Source organism: Nitratireductor arenosus (assembly GCF_009742725.1).
Lineage (GTDB): Bacteria > Pseudomonadota > Alphaproteobacteria > Rhizobiales > Rhizobiaceae > Mangrovimarina > Mangrovimarina arenosa.
This window is the reverse complement of sequence record NZ_WPHG01000003.1, coordinates 620,254-636,892: the sequence shown is the minus strand read 5'-3', so window position 1 is coordinate 636,892 and position 16,639 is coordinate 620,254. Positions and strand designations below refer to the sequence as shown.

At 66.0% G+C, this 16,639-nt stretch carries 17 protein-coding genes and 1 tRNA gene; 15 read left to right on the top strand and 3 right to left on the bottom strand.

Translation table 11 applies throughout. The features are described 5' to 3' along the window. The first annotated feature begins 12 nt into the window (after positions 1 to 12). The 6 genes from GN330_RS15045 to GN330_RS15020 are packed head-to-tail and all read left to right on the top strand — an operon-like array spanning position 13 to position 5,161. A complete protein-coding gene (locus GN330_RS15045) occupies positions 13 to 597 on the top strand; it encodes a TRAP transporter small permease subunit (protein ID WP_156713485.1) in 585 nt (194 codons plus the stop codon). Then, positions 594 to 1,907, top strand: coding sequence for a TRAP transporter large permease (locus tag GN330_RS15040; RefSeq protein WP_156713484.1), 1,314 nt, complete (start codon positions 594 to 596; stop codon positions 1,905 to 1,907). The genes GN330_RS15045 and GN330_RS15040 overlap by 4 nt, the downstream gene beginning before the upstream one ends. Before the next feature lie 9 nt (positions 1,908 to 1,916). Beyond that, complete coding sequence (locus GN330_RS15035) at positions 1,917 to 2,693, top strand: cyclase family protein (RefSeq protein WP_156713483.1); 777 nt, start codon at positions 1,917 to 1,919, stop codon at positions 2,691 to 2,693. Positions 2,694 to 2,704: 11 nt separating this feature from the next. After that, positions 2,705 to 3,643: a 3,5-dioxohexanoate:acetyl-CoA acetone transferase gene (gene kce / locus GN330_RS15030; RefSeq protein WP_156713482.1), complete on the top strand. Its 939-nt coding sequence runs from the start codon at positions 2,705 to 2,707 to the stop codon at positions 3,641 to 3,643. 11 nt (positions 3,644 to 3,654) lie between these two features. Further along, entirely contained in the window at positions 3,655 to 4,134 is a 480-nt protein-coding gene (locus GN330_RS15025; protein ID WP_197435179.1) for an OsmC family protein, read from the top strand. A gap of 1 nt (position 4,135) precedes the next feature. Further along, a complete protein-coding gene (locus GN330_RS15020) occupies positions 4,136 to 5,161 on the top strand; it encodes an SMP-30/gluconolactonase/LRE family protein (RefSeq protein ID WP_156713480.1) in 1,026 nt (341 codons plus the stop codon). 12 nt (positions 5,162 to 5,173) lie between these two features. Here the strand turns inward: GN330_RS15020 and asnB are convergent, their stop codons facing one another. Beyond that, the gene (gene asnB / locus GN330_RS15015; RefSeq protein WP_156713479.1) at positions 5,174 to 6,691 is read right to left on the bottom strand and encodes an asparagine synthase (glutamine-hydrolyzing); all 1,518 of its coding nucleotides are present in this window, start codon (positions 6,689 to 6,691) and stop codon (positions 5,174 to 5,176) included. Between the two features lie 321 nt (positions 6,692 to 7,012). On the opposite strand from asnB, the gene GN330_RS15010 reads away from it, so the two are divergent. The 7 genes from GN330_RS15010 (at position 7,013) to GN330_RS14980 (ending at position 13,718) form a co-directional block, all read left to right on the top strand. Further along, on the top strand, positions 7,013 to 8,311 hold the full coding sequence (locus GN330_RS15010) for an ABC transporter substrate-binding protein (RefSeq protein WP_156713478.1): 1,299 nt from the start codon (positions 7,013 to 7,015) through the stop codon (positions 8,309 to 8,311). 107 nt (positions 8,312 to 8,418) lie between these two features. Then, positions 8,419 to 9,276: a carbohydrate ABC transporter permease gene (locus GN330_RS15005; RefSeq protein WP_246188690.1), complete on the top strand. Its 858-nt coding sequence runs from the start codon at positions 8,419 to 8,421 to the stop codon at positions 9,274 to 9,276. Beyond that, the gene (locus GN330_RS15000; RefSeq protein WP_156713476.1) at positions 9,273 to 10,142 is read left to right on the top strand and encodes a carbohydrate ABC transporter permease; all 870 of its coding nucleotides are present in this window, start codon (positions 9,273 to 9,275) and stop codon (positions 10,140 to 10,142) included. Before GN330_RS15005 ends, GN330_RS15000 begins: the two co-directional genes overlap by 4 nt. Next, a complete protein-coding gene (locus GN330_RS14995) occupies positions 10,139 to 11,014 on the top strand; it encodes an ROK family protein (RefSeq protein WP_156713475.1) in 876 nt (291 codons plus the stop codon). The genes GN330_RS15000 and GN330_RS14995 overlap by 4 nt, the downstream gene beginning before the upstream one ends. Beyond that, positions 11,011 to 11,757, top strand: a complete 747-nt coding sequence (locus tag GN330_RS14990) for a GntR family transcriptional regulator (RefSeq protein WP_156713474.1) — start codon at positions 11,011 to 11,013, stop codon at positions 11,755 to 11,757. Before GN330_RS14995 ends, GN330_RS14990 begins: the two co-directional genes overlap by 4 nt. Before the next feature lie 26 nt (positions 11,758 to 11,783). After that, positions 11,784 to 12,578: a sugar isomerase domain-containing protein gene (locus GN330_RS14985; RefSeq protein ID WP_156713473.1), complete on the top strand. Its 795-nt coding sequence runs from the start codon at positions 11,784 to 11,786 to the stop codon at positions 12,576 to 12,578. 42 nt (positions 12,579 to 12,620) lie between these two features. Then, the gene (locus tag GN330_RS14980) at positions 12,621 to 13,718 is read left to right on the top strand and encodes an ABC transporter ATP-binding protein (RefSeq protein ID WP_156713472.1); all 1,098 of its coding nucleotides are present in this window, start codon (positions 12,621 to 12,623) and stop codon (positions 13,716 to 13,718) included. A gap of 72 nt (positions 13,719 to 13,790) precedes the next feature. On the opposite strand, the gene GN330_RS14975 is transcribed toward GN330_RS14980, so the two are convergent. Both GN330_RS14975 and GN330_RS14970 read right to left on the bottom strand, forming a co-directional pair. Further along, positions 13,791 to 13,865 (bottom strand) — tRNA-Gly (locus GN330_RS14975). Positions 13,866 to 13,936: 71 nt separating this feature from the next. Further along, positions 13,937 to 14,416, bottom strand: a complete 480-nt coding sequence (locus GN330_RS14970; protein ID WP_156713471.1) for a class I SAM-dependent methyltransferase — start codon at positions 14,414 to 14,416, stop codon at positions 13,937 to 13,939. A gap of 199 nt (positions 14,417 to 14,615) precedes the next feature. On the opposite strand from GN330_RS14970, the gene GN330_RS14965 reads away from it, so the two are divergent. Both GN330_RS14965 and GN330_RS14960 read left to right on the top strand, forming a co-directional pair. Beyond that, the gene (locus GN330_RS14965; RefSeq protein ID WP_343040703.1) at positions 14,616 to 15,404 is read left to right on the top strand and encodes an ion transporter; all 789 of its coding nucleotides are present in this window, start codon (positions 14,616 to 14,618) and stop codon (positions 15,402 to 15,404) included. 49 nt (positions 15,405 to 15,453) lie between these two features. Further along, positions 15,454 to 16,629, top strand: a complete 1,176-nt coding sequence (locus GN330_RS14960) for a dipeptidase (protein WP_156713469.1) — start codon at positions 15,454 to 15,456, stop codon at positions 16,627 to 16,629. Positions 16,630 to 16,639 lie beyond the last annotated feature (10 nt).

Genomic DNA, 16,639 nt, shown 5'->3' with positions numbered 1-16,639 from the left:
GGGTAACCAGCCATGACAGCGCAGCAAACACCGGAGCCGCAACGCGGCTCCGGGACGGGACGGCGCCTCCGCGCGCTCGCCGACGGCATCTCCAACGGCCTCAACGTGCTCGGCACGCTGCTGATTCTCGGCCTCGTCGTGCTGGTCAATGCCGACGTGATCGGCCGCGAGCTTTTCCTCGCGCCGATCTCCGGCGTGCCGGAAATCGTGTCGATGTCGATCGTGGCGATCGTCTTCCTGCAAGTGTCGCAGGCTTTCCGCATGGGCCGCTTCACCCGCACGGACGCCTTTCTGGACCTGATCGCGGCGCGGGCCCCGCGCCTGCGCCACGCCATCGAACTGGTCTATGCCGCCGCCGCTCTGGCGCTCATCTGGTTCGTGTTGTCGGCGAGTTATCCGCTGTTTCAAAAAGCCTGGGAACGCAACACCTATGTCGGCACGTTCGGCGATTTCACCGCACCGGACTGGCCGGTGAAGCTGGTCATTCTGATCGGCTGCGCGGCGCTGATCATGCAGATGGCAATTGCCGGCCTGATCGCCGCCTACGGTCTTGTGACCGGAAAAGGCGACGGCGCGGACGGGGAGCGCGGCCGATGAGCCCTTTCGAAATCGGTCTGGCCACGCTCGGCGCCATGGTCGTGCTCGTTTATGCCGGGCTGTGGGTGCCGATCGCGCTGATGCTGTGCTCCTATGTCGGGGTCTGGCTGATCAAGGGCTCGCCGCTTCTGGCCGGCAAGCTCCTCGCGCTCGCGGCTTCCGAGACGATCTCGTCCTACTTCTTCGGCGTGGTGCCGCTTTTCGTGCTGATGGGTTTCCTGGTGTCCGTCACCGGCATGGGCCGGGACGCCTATGACGTCGCCGCCCAGCTCTTCCAGCGTCTGAAGGGCGGGCTCGGCGTCTCCACCGTCGCCGCCAATGCGATCTTCGCCGCCATCACCGGCATTTCGATCGCCTCGGCCGCGGTCTTCACCCGCATCGCCGTGCCGGAAATGGTGCGGCACGGCTACACCAAGCAGTTTTCCGTCGGGGTCGTCGCCGGCTCCTCGGTGCTCGGCATGCTGATCCCGCCGAGCCTGCTTCTCATCCTGTACGGGCTTTTGACCGAACAGTCGGTGGGCGATCTGTTCATCGCCGGCGTCATTCCCGGTCTGCTTCTGGCCGCGATCTTCGCCGGCGGGGTGATCGCGATGGCCCATTTCTGGCCGCGCTTCATCGGCGAAGACCTGTCCGGCGACCATCTTCACAGCCTGTCGAGCCGCGAAATGATGGCCAAGGGACTGCCGATCGCGATCCTGATCCTCGTCGTTCTTGGCGGGATCTATCTCGGCGCCTTCACCCCGATCGAGGCCGGCGCCGTCGGCTGCCTCGGCGCGATCGTGATCGGCCTGTGGCGGCGCGTGCTCACCTTTTCCAATTTCTGGGACGTGCTGACCGACACCGGGTTGGTCACCGCCTCGGTCTGTTTTTTGATCATCGCGGCGCAGATGTATTCGCGCATGCTGGCGCTGTCGGGCGTGCCGAACGAGTTCGGCATATTCGTCGCGACCGCCGATATCGGCTTTTGGGGCGTGATCATCGCCTACGTGGTGCTGGTGATCGTGATGGGCACGATCCTCGATTCCTCCTCGATCATGCTGATCCTGGTGCCGCTGATGCTGCCGGTGCTGCAGCCGATGGGCGTCGACCTGGTCTGGTTCGGCATCGTCACCGTGATCGCGGTCGAGATCGGGCTGTTGACGCCGCCTTTCGGCATCTCCGTCTTCGTCATCAAGTCGACGCTCGACGACGACACGATCAGCCTCGGCGACATTTTCCGCGGTGCCGCCCCGTTCGCGCTGATGATGACCGTCGTGCTCATCCTCGTGCTTGTCTTCCCCTCTCTCGCAACCCTGCCCCTAGGCCGTTGAGGAGCAAAAATGCCGCGCAGAATCGTCGACCTTTCCGTTCCGCTCGAAACCGACATCGCGTCGGACCCGCCGATGGCGCTGCCGAAGATCGATTATTTCGATCACCGGATGACGGCGGACCAGATCACCGGTTTCTTTCCCGGGCTCGACAAGGACCAACTGCCCAACGGTGAAGGCTGGGCCGTAGAGCAGTTGAGCGTCTCCACCCACAACGGCACCCATCTCGACGCGCCCTGGCACTACGCCTCGACGATGAACAATGGCGAGCGCGCCATCACCATCGACGAGGTGCCGCTGGAATGGTGCTTCAATCCCGGCGTGAAGCTCGATTTCCGCCATTTCGAGGACGGCTATGTCGTCACCGCCGCCGATGTCGAGGCGGAACTCGCGCGCATCGGCCACGAACTCAAGCCACTCGACATCGTCGTGGTCAACACCACGGCCGGCGCGCATTACGGCAAGCCCGACTATGTCGCGAAAGGCTGCGGCATGGGCCGCGAGGCGACGCTTTACCTCCTGGAGCGCGGCGTGCGCGTGACCGGCACCGACGGCTGGAGCTGGGACGCGCCGTTCGTGCACACGGCGAAAAAATTCGCCGAAACGCACGACCCGAAAATCATCTGGGAAGGCCACCGCGCCGGGATGGAGATCGGCTACTGCCACCTGGAAAAGCTTGCCAATCTCGATCAGCTGCCGGCGACCGGATACGAGATCGCCTGCTTTCCCTTCAAGATCAAGGCGGCCTCGGCAGGCTTCACCCGCGCCGTCGCCATTTTCAACGATTGAGGATCAGACCCATGGCCCGCAAGAACGACAAGGTCATCATCACCTGCGCGGTTACCGGCGGCGTGCACACGCCGACCATGTCGGACGCGCTGCCGATCACGCCCGACGAGATCGCGCGCCAGTCGATCGAGGCGGCCGAGGCCGGCGCGTCGATCATCCATCTGCACGCCCGCGATCCCGAGACCGGCAGGCCGACGCCGGATCCGGCCGTGTTCATGCAATTCCTGCCGCGCATCAAGCAAGCTACCGACGCGGTGGTCAACATCACCACCGGCGGCGGGCTCGGCATGACCATCGAGCAGCGGCTGGCCGCGCCGCTGCAGGCCGAGCCGGAACTGTGCTCGCTCAACATGGGCTCGATGAACTTCGCCCTGCATCCGCTCGCCGGCAAATACCAGGACTGGAAATTCGACTGGGAAAAGCCGTTCCTGGAAGCCAGCGACGACTTCATCTTCCGCAACACGTTCCGCGACATCGCCTATATCCTCAAACATCTCGGCGAGGGCTGCGGCACGCGCTTCGAGCACGAATGCTACGATGTCGGCCATCTCTACAATCTGGCCCATTTCGTCGACCAGGGCCTGGTGAAGCCGCCCTTCCTGGTGCAGTCGATCTTCGGCATTCTGGGCGGCATCGGCGCGGAGATGGAAAACGTCATCTTCATGAAACAGACCGCCGACCGGCTGTTCGGCGACGACTATGTGTGGTCGGTGCTGGCGGCGGGCCGCTACCAGATGCCGTTCATCACCCAGGCCGCCATGCTGGGCGGGCATGTCCGCGTCGGACTGGAGGATTCGCTGCATATCGGCCGGGGCACGCTGGCGAAATCCAATGCCGAGCAGGTCGCCAAGATCAGGAAAATCCTCGAAGAGCTCGGCCACGCGATCGCCACGCCGGCGGAAGCCCGGGATATCCTTGAACTCAAGGGCGGCGACAGGGTGAAGTTCTGATGGCCGAGGCAATGCAAAATGCGACGGTGCAATTCGACTGCCGGGGTACTGCAACCGGCAAGATGCGCAACGAGCTCGACGTGAAAATGGTGCTGCCTTTCGAGGAAGGGCCATTCACGATGGCGACCGACGAAGGCTCCTTCCATGGCGGCGATGCCAGCGCGCCGCCGCCGCTGGCGCTGTTCGTCGGCGGTCTGACCGGCTGCATCATGACCCAGATCCGCGCCTTCGCCAAACGGCTCGGCGTTACCCTGAACGACCTGTCGGTCGATACGCGCGTGCAGTGGGACTGGCAGGCTGCAGGCCGGGTCTATGAAACCGCGCCGCGCAGCTTCGAGATCGACGTCTCAATCGACAGCCCGGACGATGACGACAAGGTCGTCGCCCTGATCGAAGCGGCGAAGAAAGGCTGCTTCATCGAGCAGACGCTGGGGCGGCAGAACACCATCCGCCACCGCATGAAGACCGCTGACGGCTGGAAGGAGGTCTGAGATGACGGCCAACCCGATCGACGGCTTCACCGTCTCCAAGAATGACATCCGTCACGTCGGCCACGACCTGCAACGACCCGAATGCATTTTGGCCGAGCGCGACGGCAGCCTGTGGGCGGCCGACGCGCGCTCCGGCGTCATGCATATCCGTCCCGACGGCTCCCAGGAGCTGATCGCGCAAAGCCATGCCCAGGCTTTCGCAACGGCGGCCGACGACGCCAGACGTTTTACCGAAGGCACCTTGCCGAACGGGCTCGCTTTTGCCCGCGACGGCTCGATCTACATCTCCAATTTCGGCACCGATTGCCTGGAGCTGATGACCCGCGACGGAGATACGAAGGTGCTGCTCGACCAGGTCGACGGCAGGCCGATCGGCAAGGTCAATTTCGTGCTGCGCGATTCCAGGGACCGGCTGTGGGTGACGGTCTCGACCCAGATTAGGAACTGGATGGACGCGGCAAGCAGCCTGATCCGCGACGGGTCGATCCTGCTGGTGGAGGGCGATCGCGTGCGCACCGTGGCGAGCGACATCGCCTTCACCAACGAGATCCGCCTCGACGCCAAAGAGGAATGGCTCTACGTCGTGGAAACCACCGGGCGCAGGATCATCCGCTTCCGCGTCGCCGGGGACGGCACGCTGTCGCAGCGCCAGACTTACGGGCCTGAGGATCACGGCGCGTTCATCGACGGCATCGCCTTCGACGCTCACGGCAATCTGTGGGGCACGCATGTGATGAGCGACCGCATCTTCGCGATCACGCCCGACGGCGAGCTGCGCATCATCCTCGACGACGACAATCCCGGGCCGAGCCGACGGCTGATGGAGGCGTTCGAAGAAGGTAAGGCGACGCCGGAACTGATGCTGGCCTGCGGCGGCACGATCGCGCCCTGGTTCGCCAGCGTCACCTTCGGCGGGCCGGACCTAGAAACCGTCTATATCGGCTCGCTGCGCGGCACCACCATTCCATCCTTCCGCAGCCCGGTCGCGGGGCTGCCGATGGTGCACTGGAACGACACGCAGCCGTAGGCCCGTCCGTCGTCAAACGGCGAGCGCGACCCGGTCGGACTCCCATTTGCCGGCATTGGCCAGCACGCGCTCGGGGTCCCGGTAGCGCGCGCGCAGCAAGCGTTCGTAGACCGCGCCTTCGGCCGCCCGGTCGAGCGGCTCTTTCGCCCCTTCCATGATCATCAGAGCCTCGCGCAACGCGTCGACCGTACCCGAACCCTCGTCGAACTGCGCCTTCTTGCGCCAGACCAGATCGTGCGGCAGCAGATCCTGGCAGGCCTTGCGCAAAATCCATTTTTCCGTGGTCGGTCCCGTGCTTTCGGCCGCGGACGGGTCGGTGCGGCGCATTTTCAGCGATGCGGGAATCGACTGGGCGAAGGTGATCAGATCGCGGTCCAGAAACGGCGTACGCGCCTCCAGGCTCTCGGCCATGGTGATGCGGTCGACGCGCTGCAGGTTGATATTGTGCATGGTGGCCAGCGAGCGGGTCAGCTCGTCGGCGAGCGCGCGCGGCCGGTCGACATAGGCGTGGTGATAGGTGTAGCCGGCGAACAGCTCGTCCGCGCCCTCGCCGGTCAGCACCGCCTTGACGTGGCGACGCGCCAGTGCGGCGGCGAAATGGGTCGGCACGGCGCTGCGCACCAAATCCACATCGGCGCTTTCAAGATGGTAGATCACATGCGGCAGCACACGCGCGACGTCGTCTGGGGTGAAGGCGTGCTCGAAATGCGCGCTGCCGATATGGGCCGCGACCCGCCGCGCCGCAACGAGATCCGGGCTGCCTTCCAGTCCGACCGAAAAGGTCTTCAGCCGCGCGGGCGCGGCCCTGGCCGCCAACGCGGCGATGATGGAACTGTCGAGTCCGCCCGACAGGAAGGCGCCGACCTCGACATCGGCGACCATCCATTTCTTGACCGCGTCCTCCAGCACCAGCCGCAATTCGCGCCATGTCGCCTGTTCGTCCAGGCCGGTCTCGGCTTCGGCCGCGCCCTGCGGCATGCGGAACCAGCGGCGCATGTCGCCATTGCTGTCGAACAATGAGCCGGGCGGGATCGCCTCGATGTCGGACACCGCCAGCCCGTCGAACGCCTTCAACTCGGAGGCGAACGCCAGGCCGCCGCCAAGCCGCGCAACGTAGAGCGGCTTGATGCCGAGTGGATCGCGCCCGGCGAGAATGCGCCCGCGCGTGGCGAGCACGAAGGCGAACATGCCGTCGAGCCGCGACACCCAGCGCCGGCTGGCGGTGCGCGACAGGTGCAGGATCGTCTCCGAATCGCTCTGGGTTTCGAAGACGCTTTCACCGAGGACCGCGCGCAGATCGACGTGATTGTAGATTTCGCCATTGACGACCAGGATGTCGTCGCCCTGGTGGATCGGCTGCGCGCCGTCCTGCGGTCCGATGATCGACAGCCGGCAATGCGCCATCACCACCGGTGCGTGCGGCGCACGGGTAACGGCGACGGCGTCCGGGCCGCGATGGGCGATCTTTTCGATCATCGCGGCGGCAAGCGCCTCGTCGCCGACGTTCCACAAACACACAAAACCGCACATGGTCGTTCTTCCTTCGCTTGCTTTTTGGTAACGCCCGCAACTTCATGTTGCAAAACGGGACCGCTGCTCAGGTCGGGTCGACGCCGCCAACGAAAATCTGGCGGCACATTCCGGCTCGTGTCCGACGCGGAATGTCTAGCGCGAAGCGCGCGTGCCGTATGACACGAATCCGACGCCGATTCCCACCGCAGCACGGTTCGTCCGGTGCTTTGCTTCGGCATATCGAGGATATCGGCGTTGCAAAATAGATTATGTTGTTATAACCAATTTTGCGCCGACATGCAGACACTCTGTCAAAGAGGCTTCCGGAGGAACATGACGATGAGACATCTGACACGCATCAAGCTGACGCTCGCCGCCGCCGTGGCCCTGCCCTGCGCGGCCTTCGCCGAGCCCGTCGAGATATCCTACCTGACGCATTGGTCACCGGACACGGTCGCGCTCCTGGAGGCGGCGGCGGAAAAATACCAAAGCGCCAACCCCGACGTGACCATCACCGTCCAGGCCGTGCCGTTCGGCGATTTGTTGACGACCATCCGCTCGCAAGGCGGCGGGGCCGGCGGCCCGACGATCGCCAGCATCTACGATCTGTGGCTGCCGGAACTGGTGCGCGACGGGCTGGTGGAAAAGGCCCCGGAGGCCGTCGCCGGCGAGGTCGGCAAGGCATGGCCGGCGGGCATTGCCGCGGCGGCGAGCGTCGACGGCGCCGTCTACGGCATCCCGAACGAGATCAATGTCTACGCCCTCAACTACAACAAAACCCTGTTCGAGGAGGCCGGCATCGCCAGCCCGCCGGCGACCTGGGACGAGTTGAAGGCCGCGGCCGCGGCGATCACCAAGACCGAGGGCGGACGCATCACCCGCCAGGGCTTCGGTATGATCAATTCCTGGCCGGCGGGCGTGGTGCATCCGTTCGCCTCGCTGCTGGTCTCCAATGGCGGCGATCTGGTACTTGACGGCGAGCCGGCGCTCGACAGCGCGGCCGCCGGCGAGACCTTCGCCCTCTACGAAACGATGATCGGCGAGGGTTACACCGACCCGGCCATGGGCACCGCCGACGCCAACACGACCGGGCCGTTCCTCGACAATTTCGTCTCCGGCAATACCGGCATGATCATCATGGCGAACTGGTGGGAAAGCGCGTTGCGCGCCGGCATGGGCGACGCCTTCGCCAATATCGGCACCGCGCCGATCCCGGTCGGGCCGAGCGGCGACACCGCGCGCTCGATTTCCTATTCCTGGCTGACGGTGGTCAATGCCGGCTCCGAGGACGCCAGGCGCGAGGCGGCCTGGGATTTCCTCGCCTGGATCAACGGCCCGGAGTCGGGCGAGAACGGCGCTTCGGCGATGTCGGGCATCCTGATGTCGATGGGCATCCTGCCCTCGCGCAGCTCCGACGTGGAGGCCTATCAGGACGAACTCGGCCGCGACTTCCTGGCCGGATATGTCGACGTGCTGGCGAACGCAAAAGCCTTTCCGGTCGTGCCGGGCGGGCAGGAGTTCTCCGAAGCGTTGCAGCAGGTGATCGAAGCCTTGCAATATGGTCAGGTCACCGCCGCCGAGGCGCAGGCCAATGCCCAGGCGGACGCAACCTCGATCTTGGAGCGCGCGCGCCAGTAGCCTGAAACCGCCAACACCGGGCACGGGGCGCGCAGCTCCGTGCCCGGCGACACAGCGCGAGCGGATGTGACGATATGAACAGGACGGCGAAAGGACCCATCGGGCTCATGCTGGCCCCGGCTGTCGGCCTGATCGGGGTGTTCATCGTTATCCCGATGGCGCTGACCGTGTGGTTGTCCTTCCACGACTGGTCGACCCAGACCGGTTTCGCCACCGCGCGCTTCGTCGGCCTGCGCAATTATCACGATATTTTCGGACCGATCTCGGTCGGCCGCGACTTCAAGCGCGCCTTTTCCAACACGGCGGTCTACACCGCCCTGTCGGTCGCCATCATCCTGCCGCTGTCGGTGCTGCTCGGCCTTTTGGTCTACCAGCGTCGCGTCGCCGGCGGCAATGTCCTGCGCGCCATCCTGTTTTCCACCTATATGGTGCCGATGATCGCGGTCGCGCTGGTTTGGTCGAAGCTCTATTCGCCGAGCGAGGGGCCGATCAACCAGATGCTCGGCTGGGTCGGCCTCGGCCCACAGCCGTGGCTGTCCTCGCCCGACACCGCGCTTTTGTCGATCGTGTTTTTGAATGTCTGGCAGCAGGTCGGCTATTTCACCGTTCTGGTCATCGCCGGGCTGACCCAGATTCCGACCGCGCTCTATGAGGCGGCGCGCATCGACGGCGCCAACCGGCTGCAGGAGTTTTTCGGCATCACCCTGCCGCTTCTCAAGCGCACCCTGCTGTTCAGCGCCGTCATCGCCGTCATCAACGCCGTGCAGGTGTTCGAGCCGGTGGCCCTGATCACCCAGGGCGGGCCGGCCGGCTCCACCAACGTGCTCACCTATCACATCCGCCGGGTCGGCATCGAACGGGCCCAGGGAGGGCTCGGCTCGGCCATGGCGGTGATGCTGATGTTGTCTTTGATCGTCGTCATCGTGGTGCTGTTTGCCTTCGCCCGCCGGAGGGACGAGGAATGAACCAGCGCACCACCTCACCGACGCGCCGGCCTCGCGTGCGCATCGACGCGGCCGCCGCCGGCCTGCGGCTGGCGATCGTGATCGTGGCGGTGGTCGCCGCCTTTCCGCTGGTGTGGATGGTGCTGTCGAGCTTCAAGACCCCAGCTGAAAGCATGCAGGTGCCGCCGGTGTGGCTGCCGGCAACGCCCAGTCTCGACGCCTATAGCGAGGTCGCCGACGTCATCAATGCCGGGCGCTCGTTCTGGAACTCGGCGGTGATTGCAACCGTGACCACCGCCGGCATCCTGATCACCAGCCTGATGGCCGGCTACGCTTTCGCCAAATACCGGTTTCGCGGCCGCGACGCGCTGTTCGCCGTGCTGATCGCCACGATGTTCCTGCCGCCGATCGTCACCTTGATCCCGCTCTACCGGCTGGTCACGGCGATCGGCCTCAACGCCAGCCTGTTGGGCGTGATCGTGCCGCATCTGGCCAACGCCTTCGGCATCTTCCTGATGCGCCAGTTCATCGCCGGCGTGCCGGACGATTTGATCGACGCCGCCCGCGTCGACGGCGCTTCGGAACTCAGGATCGTGTTTTCCGTCGTCGCGCCGAGCGTGGTGCCGGCGCTTGCAGCGCTAACCCTGTTCGCCTTCGTCTATCACTGGAACACCTATCTGTGGCCGCTGACCGTGCTGCAGGGCAACAGCGACGATTACCCGATCGTCATCAGCCTGAGCCGGCTCCTGTCCTATAATCGCGGCGCCATGAACACGCATCTGGTCATGGCCGGCGCCACGCTGGCGGTGTTGCCGCCGCTGGTCATGTTCGTCCTGCTGCAACGCTTCTTCGTCGACAGTATCGTCAGTTCCGGGGTGAAGGGATGAGTGCGATCCTCGCCATCGATCTCGGCGGCACCAATCTGCGCGCCGCGATCGCCCGGCCGGGCCGGGCGGCCCCGCTCGAGCCGGTCGGCCGCTGGGCCGCGCCCGCCTGCCTGGAGGATTTCGTCGCCCTGATCGGCACACTGGTTCAGCAGCATCACGCGGCACGCGTCGGCCTCGCGGTGCCGGGGCTGGTGACGGGCACGCGCTGCGCCTGGATCCCCAACCTGCCCTGGCTCGAGGGCGCGGACCTAGCCACGCTCGTACCCGACACGCCGGTGGCGGTCGGCAACGACGCCCATATGACGCTTCTGGGCGAGGCCAGCGCCGGGGCAGCGCGCGGCATGGCAGACGCGATTCTGCTTGCGATCGGCACCGGCATCGGCTCGGCGGTGCTGGCCGGCGGACGCATTCTTCGGGGCGCGCATGGCGGCGCGACCTCGTTCGGCTGGGCCTGCGCCGATCCCGACGATCCGGGCGACGACCGCGCCGGCTGGCTCGAACGCCAGGCGGCCGGCCGCGCGCTCGACGGAATCGCACGCGACAACGACATGGCCGACGGCGGCACGCTGATCGCCCGCGCGCGCGCCGGCGACGCCGCCGCCAATGCGCTGCTTGACCGGCCGGCGGCGGCACTCGGCGTCACTCTTGCCGGCGCCGTCGCGCTGACCGACCCGCAGATCGTCATCGTCGCCGGCGGCGTCGCGGCCGGGTTTGACGTGATCGAGCGCCGTGTCGCGGTCGCGATGCGACGTCAATTGCCGCCGCATCTGCGCGGGATCGAGATCCGGCCGGGCCTGCTCGGCGACACCGCCGCGCTCGCAGGCGCGGCGGCCGCGGCAGCCGGCAGCACTTTGTGGGAGACGACGGCATGAGCGAACTCGGCAACACCGCCCTTCCCGACCGGCGCCGGCCCGAGCCGCTGTGGCACCAGGCCGAAACCGCGATGCGCGAACTGATCGCAAACGGCACCTGGACCGACGGCATGCAACTGCCGAACGAAGCGCGGCTGAGCGGCCTGCTCGGGGTCAGCCGCATCACCGTGCGCCACGCGCTGCGCAATATGGAAGAATCCGGCCTGCTGCGGCGCGAGCACGGCCGCGGCACCTTCGTGCGATCCTCACGGGTGATCGCCGGCGTGCGCGGCCTGACCAGCTTCACCCAGGAAATGGCCGGGCTCGGTCTGAAAGTGGGCTCACGCCTGCTCGATCTGTGCGAAGAAGCGGCATCGCCCGAGGCTGCGACGGCGCTGGAAATCCGCGAAGGCGAGCCGGTGGTCAAGCTGCGCCGCCTGCGGCTGGGCAACGAAGCGCCGATCGGCCTGCAGACGGCCTATCTGCCGGCAGCGCGCGTGCCCGGCCTTCTGGCGCTGCACCAGCCGTCCGCATCGCTCTACGAAACGCTGAAGCGCGATTTCTCGATCACGCCGCGCGAGGCGCGGGAGGTCTACCGGGTCGGTACGGCCTGCGCCGAGGACGCCGCCCTGCTTGGCATCGAACCCGGCAGCCCGGCTTTCGTGGTCGAGCGCATCACCTGCGACGCGCTCGGCCCGTTCGAATTCGTCCACTCCATCATGCGCGGCGATCGCTACGAAATCCGCTCGCGTCTTCATCTTTAACTGCAAGGGAAAGGCATATCACACCCATGTCCACGCTTTACATCAGCCGCCTGATCAAACTCGCCGAGGAGGCCGCAGAAACCAACCAGGAGGCCCTCGACGCGGTGTCGTCCAAGCTCGCCGGTTCGCTCGCCGATGGCGGCCTGGTCCATCTCTACGGTTCCGGCCACTCGGTGCTGCCGTGCCAGGAAGCGTTTCCGCGCTACGGCTCCTATGTCGGATTCAACCCGCTCACCGATCCGCGCCTGATGTGGCACAACGTGCTCGGCGCCGGCGGCGTGCGCGAATTGCTGTGGCTGGAGCGCACCGAAAACTACGCCGAAAAATTCCTCGATCACCAGCCGCTCAATCCCGGCGATTCGATCGTCATTTTCGGCCATAGCGGCCGCAACGCCTCCGGTATCGAAACGGCGCTCTACGCCAAGAAACGCGGCCTGTTCGTTGCCGCCATCACCTCGACCCACAATCTCGACAAGCCGGCCACCCATTCGTCGGGCAAGCGGCTTGGCGACATCGCCGACGCGATCGTCGACACGCGCGCACCGATCGAGGATTCGATCGTGAACGTGGACGGCTGGTCGCGTCCGGTCTCCGGCTCCTCGACCGTACTTGCGATGATGCTGATGCACGAACTGATCGCGCGCACTGCGCAGAAGCTCGCCGATCGCGGCATCGAACTGCCGACCTTCGCCTCGCCGACGATCGCCGGGGTGACGCTAGCCGACACCGACCTGATCTACGGCCAGTATCGCGAGCGCATGATCGAGGCGCAGCAAAAGCATCTCGGTCATTTCAAGGACCGCATGAAGGGTACGGCGTAAGCCGGCCCCGCGACGGACTTCTGGATAGGGGCGCGGAACGCCATGGCGACGGTCAGGCTCGACAGTATCGAAAAGGCCTATGGCCAGGTCCGGGTGATCAAGGGCGTCGACCTGGACGTGGCCGACGGCGAGTTCATCGTCTTCGTCGGTCCGTCCGGTTGCGGAAAATCGACGCTGCTGCGCATGATCGCCGGGCTGGAGGATATCTCCGGCGGCGATCTCTACATCGGTGGCGAGCGCTGCAATGAACGGGCGCCGAAGGATCGCGGTATCGCCATGGTGTTCCAGAGCTACGCGCTTTATCCGCACAAGACCGTCTACCAGAACATGGCCTTCGGGCTGAAGCTGGCGCGCCGGCCGAAGGCGGAGATCGAGACCAGGGTGCGCGAAGCCGCGCGCATCCTGCAGATGGAACACCTGCTCGACCGGCGGCCGAACCAGCTTTCGGGCGGCCAGCGCCAAAGGGTGGCGATCGGCCGGGCGATCGTGCGTGATCCGCAGGTCTTCCTGTTCGACGAGCCGCTGTCCAATCTCGACGCCGCGCTGCGCGTCAGCACGCGGCGCGAGATCGCCAAGCTCCACGCCGATCTTGGCGCAACGATGATCTACGTCACCCACGACCAAGTCGAGGCGATGACGCTGGCCGACCGCATCGTCGTGCTCGACGCCGGCATCGTCCAGCAGATCGGCACGCCGATCGAACTCTACGAACGGCCGCAAAACCTGTTCGTGGCCGGGTTCATCGGCTCGCCGAAGATGAATTTCCTTGCCGCCGAGATCGTCGGCCCCGACGCGGGCGGCCTGCGCGTAAGCAGTCCCGAAACCGGCGAATTGCTGGTGACGGATCGCGATATGCAGGCTCTTGCGCCGGGCGCGCCGGTCACGCTCGGCATCCGGCCCGAACATCTCGTGCCGGCTGAGGGCGAAGGCGGCGGCGTGCGGGCAGTGGTACGCCTGGTAGAACGGCTCGGCGATCAGACGCTCTTAGAGATGGAGACGCAATCGGGCGCAACACTTGTGGCCAAGGCGCCGCCCGAGCGGCGCTTTGCGCCCGGCGCGACGGTCGCCCTCGACCTTGCAGCCGGCAAGACGCATCTGTTCGACCGCAACGGCAAGGCGGTCGCCAGGCGCAAACCGTAACCATCGCCGCGCCCCGCTCGCGGACACAAGCGTGCGGACGAGGTGGTAATACGCGTTCGAAATCCGTGAATTTGGAGCGGGCGATGGGAATCGAACCCACGACATCAAGCTTGGGAAGCTTGCGTTCTACCTCTGAACTACGCCCGCATTCGCGTCATTAATCGGCGAGCGGCGGGCGGGCGTCAAGCGGAATCGCCACACCAACGCCGCCGCCGCCGTCAACGCCGCCTGTAGAAAAAATAACGCCCCTCGGCCACGCCGGGCGGCAGGGCGAGCGCTTCCAGTTCGTCATGCTCGAGCGGCATGCCGCTGACGGCGAAGCCGCCGGGGCGCAGCAGCGGCGCGACGACGTCGGCAAGCCAAGCGATGGTGGCGTCGTCGGCCTCGGCATAGCCGGTGGCGATGTCGCAATGGACGAGTGCTGCGCCGATGCCGGCAAAGGCGGTGGCGCGCTCGCGGATTTCGCCCTCGACGAAATCCTCCGGCGCCGGCCGCGATGCGGCGAAGGCCGACATCTTGCGGTCGAAGACGAGAATACGGCGTTGCGGGAACAGGGTGCGCAGATGGTCGAAGGTGCGGCCGTTTCCGAGCCCGAGCTCGACCACCGGCCCGTCGATTTCGGCGATCCGGCGCGCCGCCTCATTGAGCAGATCGCGCTGCGCGCTCATGCGGCGGATGAAGGATTCGAGGCGGCTCATGCTTTTTCTCGCGATCGCAGGGCAATGCCGGGGCCGATCCCGGTCCCGCATCAGCCAGCATCGCATGGGCCGGCAGCCTACGTGAAGCCGATGATAATTCGCCGCGGCTCTGGCCACGGCGTCGGCGAGCCCCTATCTGGCGGCAACGGTCCGACACGACCGCAATCCCGCCCTTGCCACGCAGCCGGAGCCCGACGCCGTGAACCAGCTCAAATCCCTGATCGAATCCCGCCGCTTCGATCTCGCCATCACCGTCCTGATCGTCGTCAACGCGGTGACGCTGGGGCTGGAGACGTCGGAGCGCGCGATGAACGCCGCTGGCCCGCTGCTTGTGGTGCTCGATCGGGCGATCCTGGCGGTGTTCGTGGCCGAGTTGCTGGCTCGCTTTATCGTCTATCGGACCGATTTTTTCCGCGATCCGTGGCGCATTTTCGACCTGGTGGTGGTCGGGATCGCGCTGATGCCGGCGACCGGCAGCCTCTCGGTGCTGCGTGCGCTGCGCATCCTGCGCGTGCTGAGGATCATCGGCATGGTGCCGTCGCTGCGCCGCGTCGTCGGCGGGCTGATCGCCGCCCTGCCGGGCATGGGTTCGATCATGCTGCTGCTGTCGCTGGTCTATTACGTGTTTTCGGTCATGGCGACCAAGCTGTTCGGCGCGGCCTTTCCCGACTGGTTCGGCACCATCGCGCTGTCGGCCTATTCGCTGTTCCAGATCATGACGCTGGAAAGCTGGTCGATGGGCATCGTGCGGCCGGTGATGGCGGTCTTCCCCTGGGCGTGGCTGTTCTTCATTCCCTTCATCGTGTCGACCACCTTCACCGTGCTCAACCTGTTCATCGGCATCATCGTCTCGGCCATGCAGGAAGAGCACGACGCCGAGGCGACGGCCGAGCGCCAGGCTTTGCAAAACGAGCAGGAGCTGATCCTGGCCGAGATCCGGGCGCTGCGCGCGGAGTTGCGCCAGCGCGCCGAAACGAGCAAGACTTGACGCGCCGGCCCCTCGGGTCGCGAACCGCCAGCGCCGAAGGGGGCGATCGATGCGCCGAATCCTGAAAATCGCGGCCGCCGCCGCGTTGCTCGTCGCGGCGATCGGGCTCGGCATCTTCTTTTTCGTCGCGCCTGCAATGGTCGAGCGCTCGATGAACCAGGTGCTGGTTGCGCCGCCCTACGAGGCGACGGCGGCCGCCCGGCGCCTGCACGAGACGCTGGTGGTCGCCGACATGCACGCGGATTCGCTTTTGTGGGGCCGCGACCTGCTCGAACGCGGCGAACGCGGCCATGTCGACGTTCCCCGCCTGATCGAGGGCAATGTCGCCGTGCAGATGTTCACCCTGGTTTCCAAGACCCCGAGCGGCCTCAATATCGAGCGCAACGCCGACGACAGCGACAACGTCACCTGGCTCGCCATCGGCCAACGCTGGCCGCTGCGCACCTGGTTCAGCCTCAAGCAGCGCGCGCTCTACCAGGCTGAGAGGCTGCACGCGATGGCGCAAGCCTCGAACGGCCGTTTCGTCATCGTCAAGACCAAGGCCGATCTGGCGGTGTTTCTCGAGCGCCGCAAAACCGAACCGGAGATCGTCGCCGGCATTCTCGGCATCGAGGGCGCGCAGGTTCTGGAGGGCGACCCCGCCAATGTCGACGCCATGTTCGCGGCCGGTTACCGGATGATGGCGCCGACCCATTTCTTCGACAATGAAATGGCCGGCTCGGCGCACGGCATCGACAAGGGCGGCCTGACCGAGGCCGGCCGGAAGATGATCGCGCGCATGGAAGAACTGGGCATGATCGTCGACATTGCGCACGGCTCGCAAAAACAGATCGACGAGGTGCTGGCCATGGCGACCCGGCCGGTCGTGGTGTCGCATGGCGGGGTCAAGGGAACCTGCGACAACAACCGCAATCTCAGCGACGGGCAATTGCGCGCCATCGCCGCCAATGGCGGGCTGGTCGGCATCGGCTATTGGGACACGGCGGTGTGCGGCACCGATCCGGCCGCAATCGCCCGGGCGCAGAAATACGTGATCGATCTGATCGGGGCCGAGCATGTCGGCCTCGGTTCCGACTATGACGGCGCCGTCGACGTGCCGTTCGACACGACCGGCCTGCCGCTCCTGACCGAAGCTTTGCTCGCCGAAGGCCTAGGCGAACACGATATCGCACGGGTGATGGGCGGCAACCAGATCCGGCTGCTGGCAGAGCTCCTGCCGGACTGAGCGCGGGCCC

Excerpts from the sequence above, each read along its gene's own strand:
- GN330_RS15045 (WP_156713485.1), top strand. The coding sequence starts at position 13 with ATGACAGCGCAGCAAACACCGGAGCCGCAACGCGGCTCCGGGACGGGA.
- GN330_RS15040 (WP_156713484.1), top strand. The coding sequence starts at position 594 with ATGAGCCCTTTCGAAATCGGTCTGGCCACGCTCGGCGCCATGGTCGTG.
- GN330_RS15035 (WP_156713483.1), top strand. The coding sequence starts at position 1,917 with ATGCCGCGCAGAATCGTCGACCTTTCCGTTCCGCTCGAAACCGACATC.
- kce (WP_156713482.1), top strand. The coding sequence starts at position 2,705 with ATGGCCCGCAAGAACGACAAGGTCATCATCACCTGCGCGGTTACCGGC.
- GN330_RS15025 (WP_197435179.1), top strand. The coding sequence starts at position 3,655 with ATGCAAAATGCGACGGTGCAATTCGACTGCCGGGGTACTGCAACCGGC.
- GN330_RS15020 (WP_156713480.1), top strand. The coding sequence starts at position 4,136 with ATGACGGCCAACCCGATCGACGGCTTCACCGTCTCCAAGAATGACATC.
- asnB (WP_156713479.1), bottom strand. The coding sequence starts at position 6,691 with ATGTGCGGTTTTGTGTGTTTGTGGAACGTCGGCGACGAGGCGCTTGCC.
- GN330_RS15010 (WP_156713478.1), top strand. The coding sequence starts at position 7,013 with ATGAGACATCTGACACGCATCAAGCTGACGCTCGCCGCCGCCGTGGCC.
- GN330_RS15005 (WP_246188690.1), top strand. The coding sequence starts at position 8,419 with ATGCTGGCCCCGGCTGTCGGCCTGATCGGGGTGTTCATCGTTATCCCG.
- GN330_RS15000 (WP_156713476.1), top strand. The coding sequence starts at position 9,273 with ATGAACCAGCGCACCACCTCACCGACGCGCCGGCCTCGCGTGCGCATC.
- GN330_RS14995 (WP_156713475.1), top strand. The coding sequence starts at position 10,139 with ATGAGTGCGATCCTCGCCATCGATCTCGGCGGCACCAATCTGCGCGCC.
- GN330_RS14990 (WP_156713474.1), top strand. The coding sequence starts at position 11,011 with ATGAGCGAACTCGGCAACACCGCCCTTCCCGACCGGCGCCGGCCCGAG.
- GN330_RS14985 (WP_156713473.1), top strand. The coding sequence starts at position 11,784 with ATGTCCACGCTTTACATCAGCCGCCTGATCAAACTCGCCGAGGAGGCC.
- GN330_RS14980 (WP_156713472.1), top strand. The coding sequence starts at position 12,621 with ATGGCGACGGTCAGGCTCGACAGTATCGAAAAGGCCTATGGCCAGGTC.
- GN330_RS14970 (WP_156713471.1), bottom strand. The coding sequence starts at position 14,416 with ATGAGCCGCCTCGAATCCTTCATCCGCCGCATGAGCGCGCAGCGCGAT.
- GN330_RS14960 (WP_156713469.1), top strand. The coding sequence starts at position 15,454 with ATGCGCCGAATCCTGAAAATCGCGGCCGCCGCCGCGTTGCTCGTCGCG.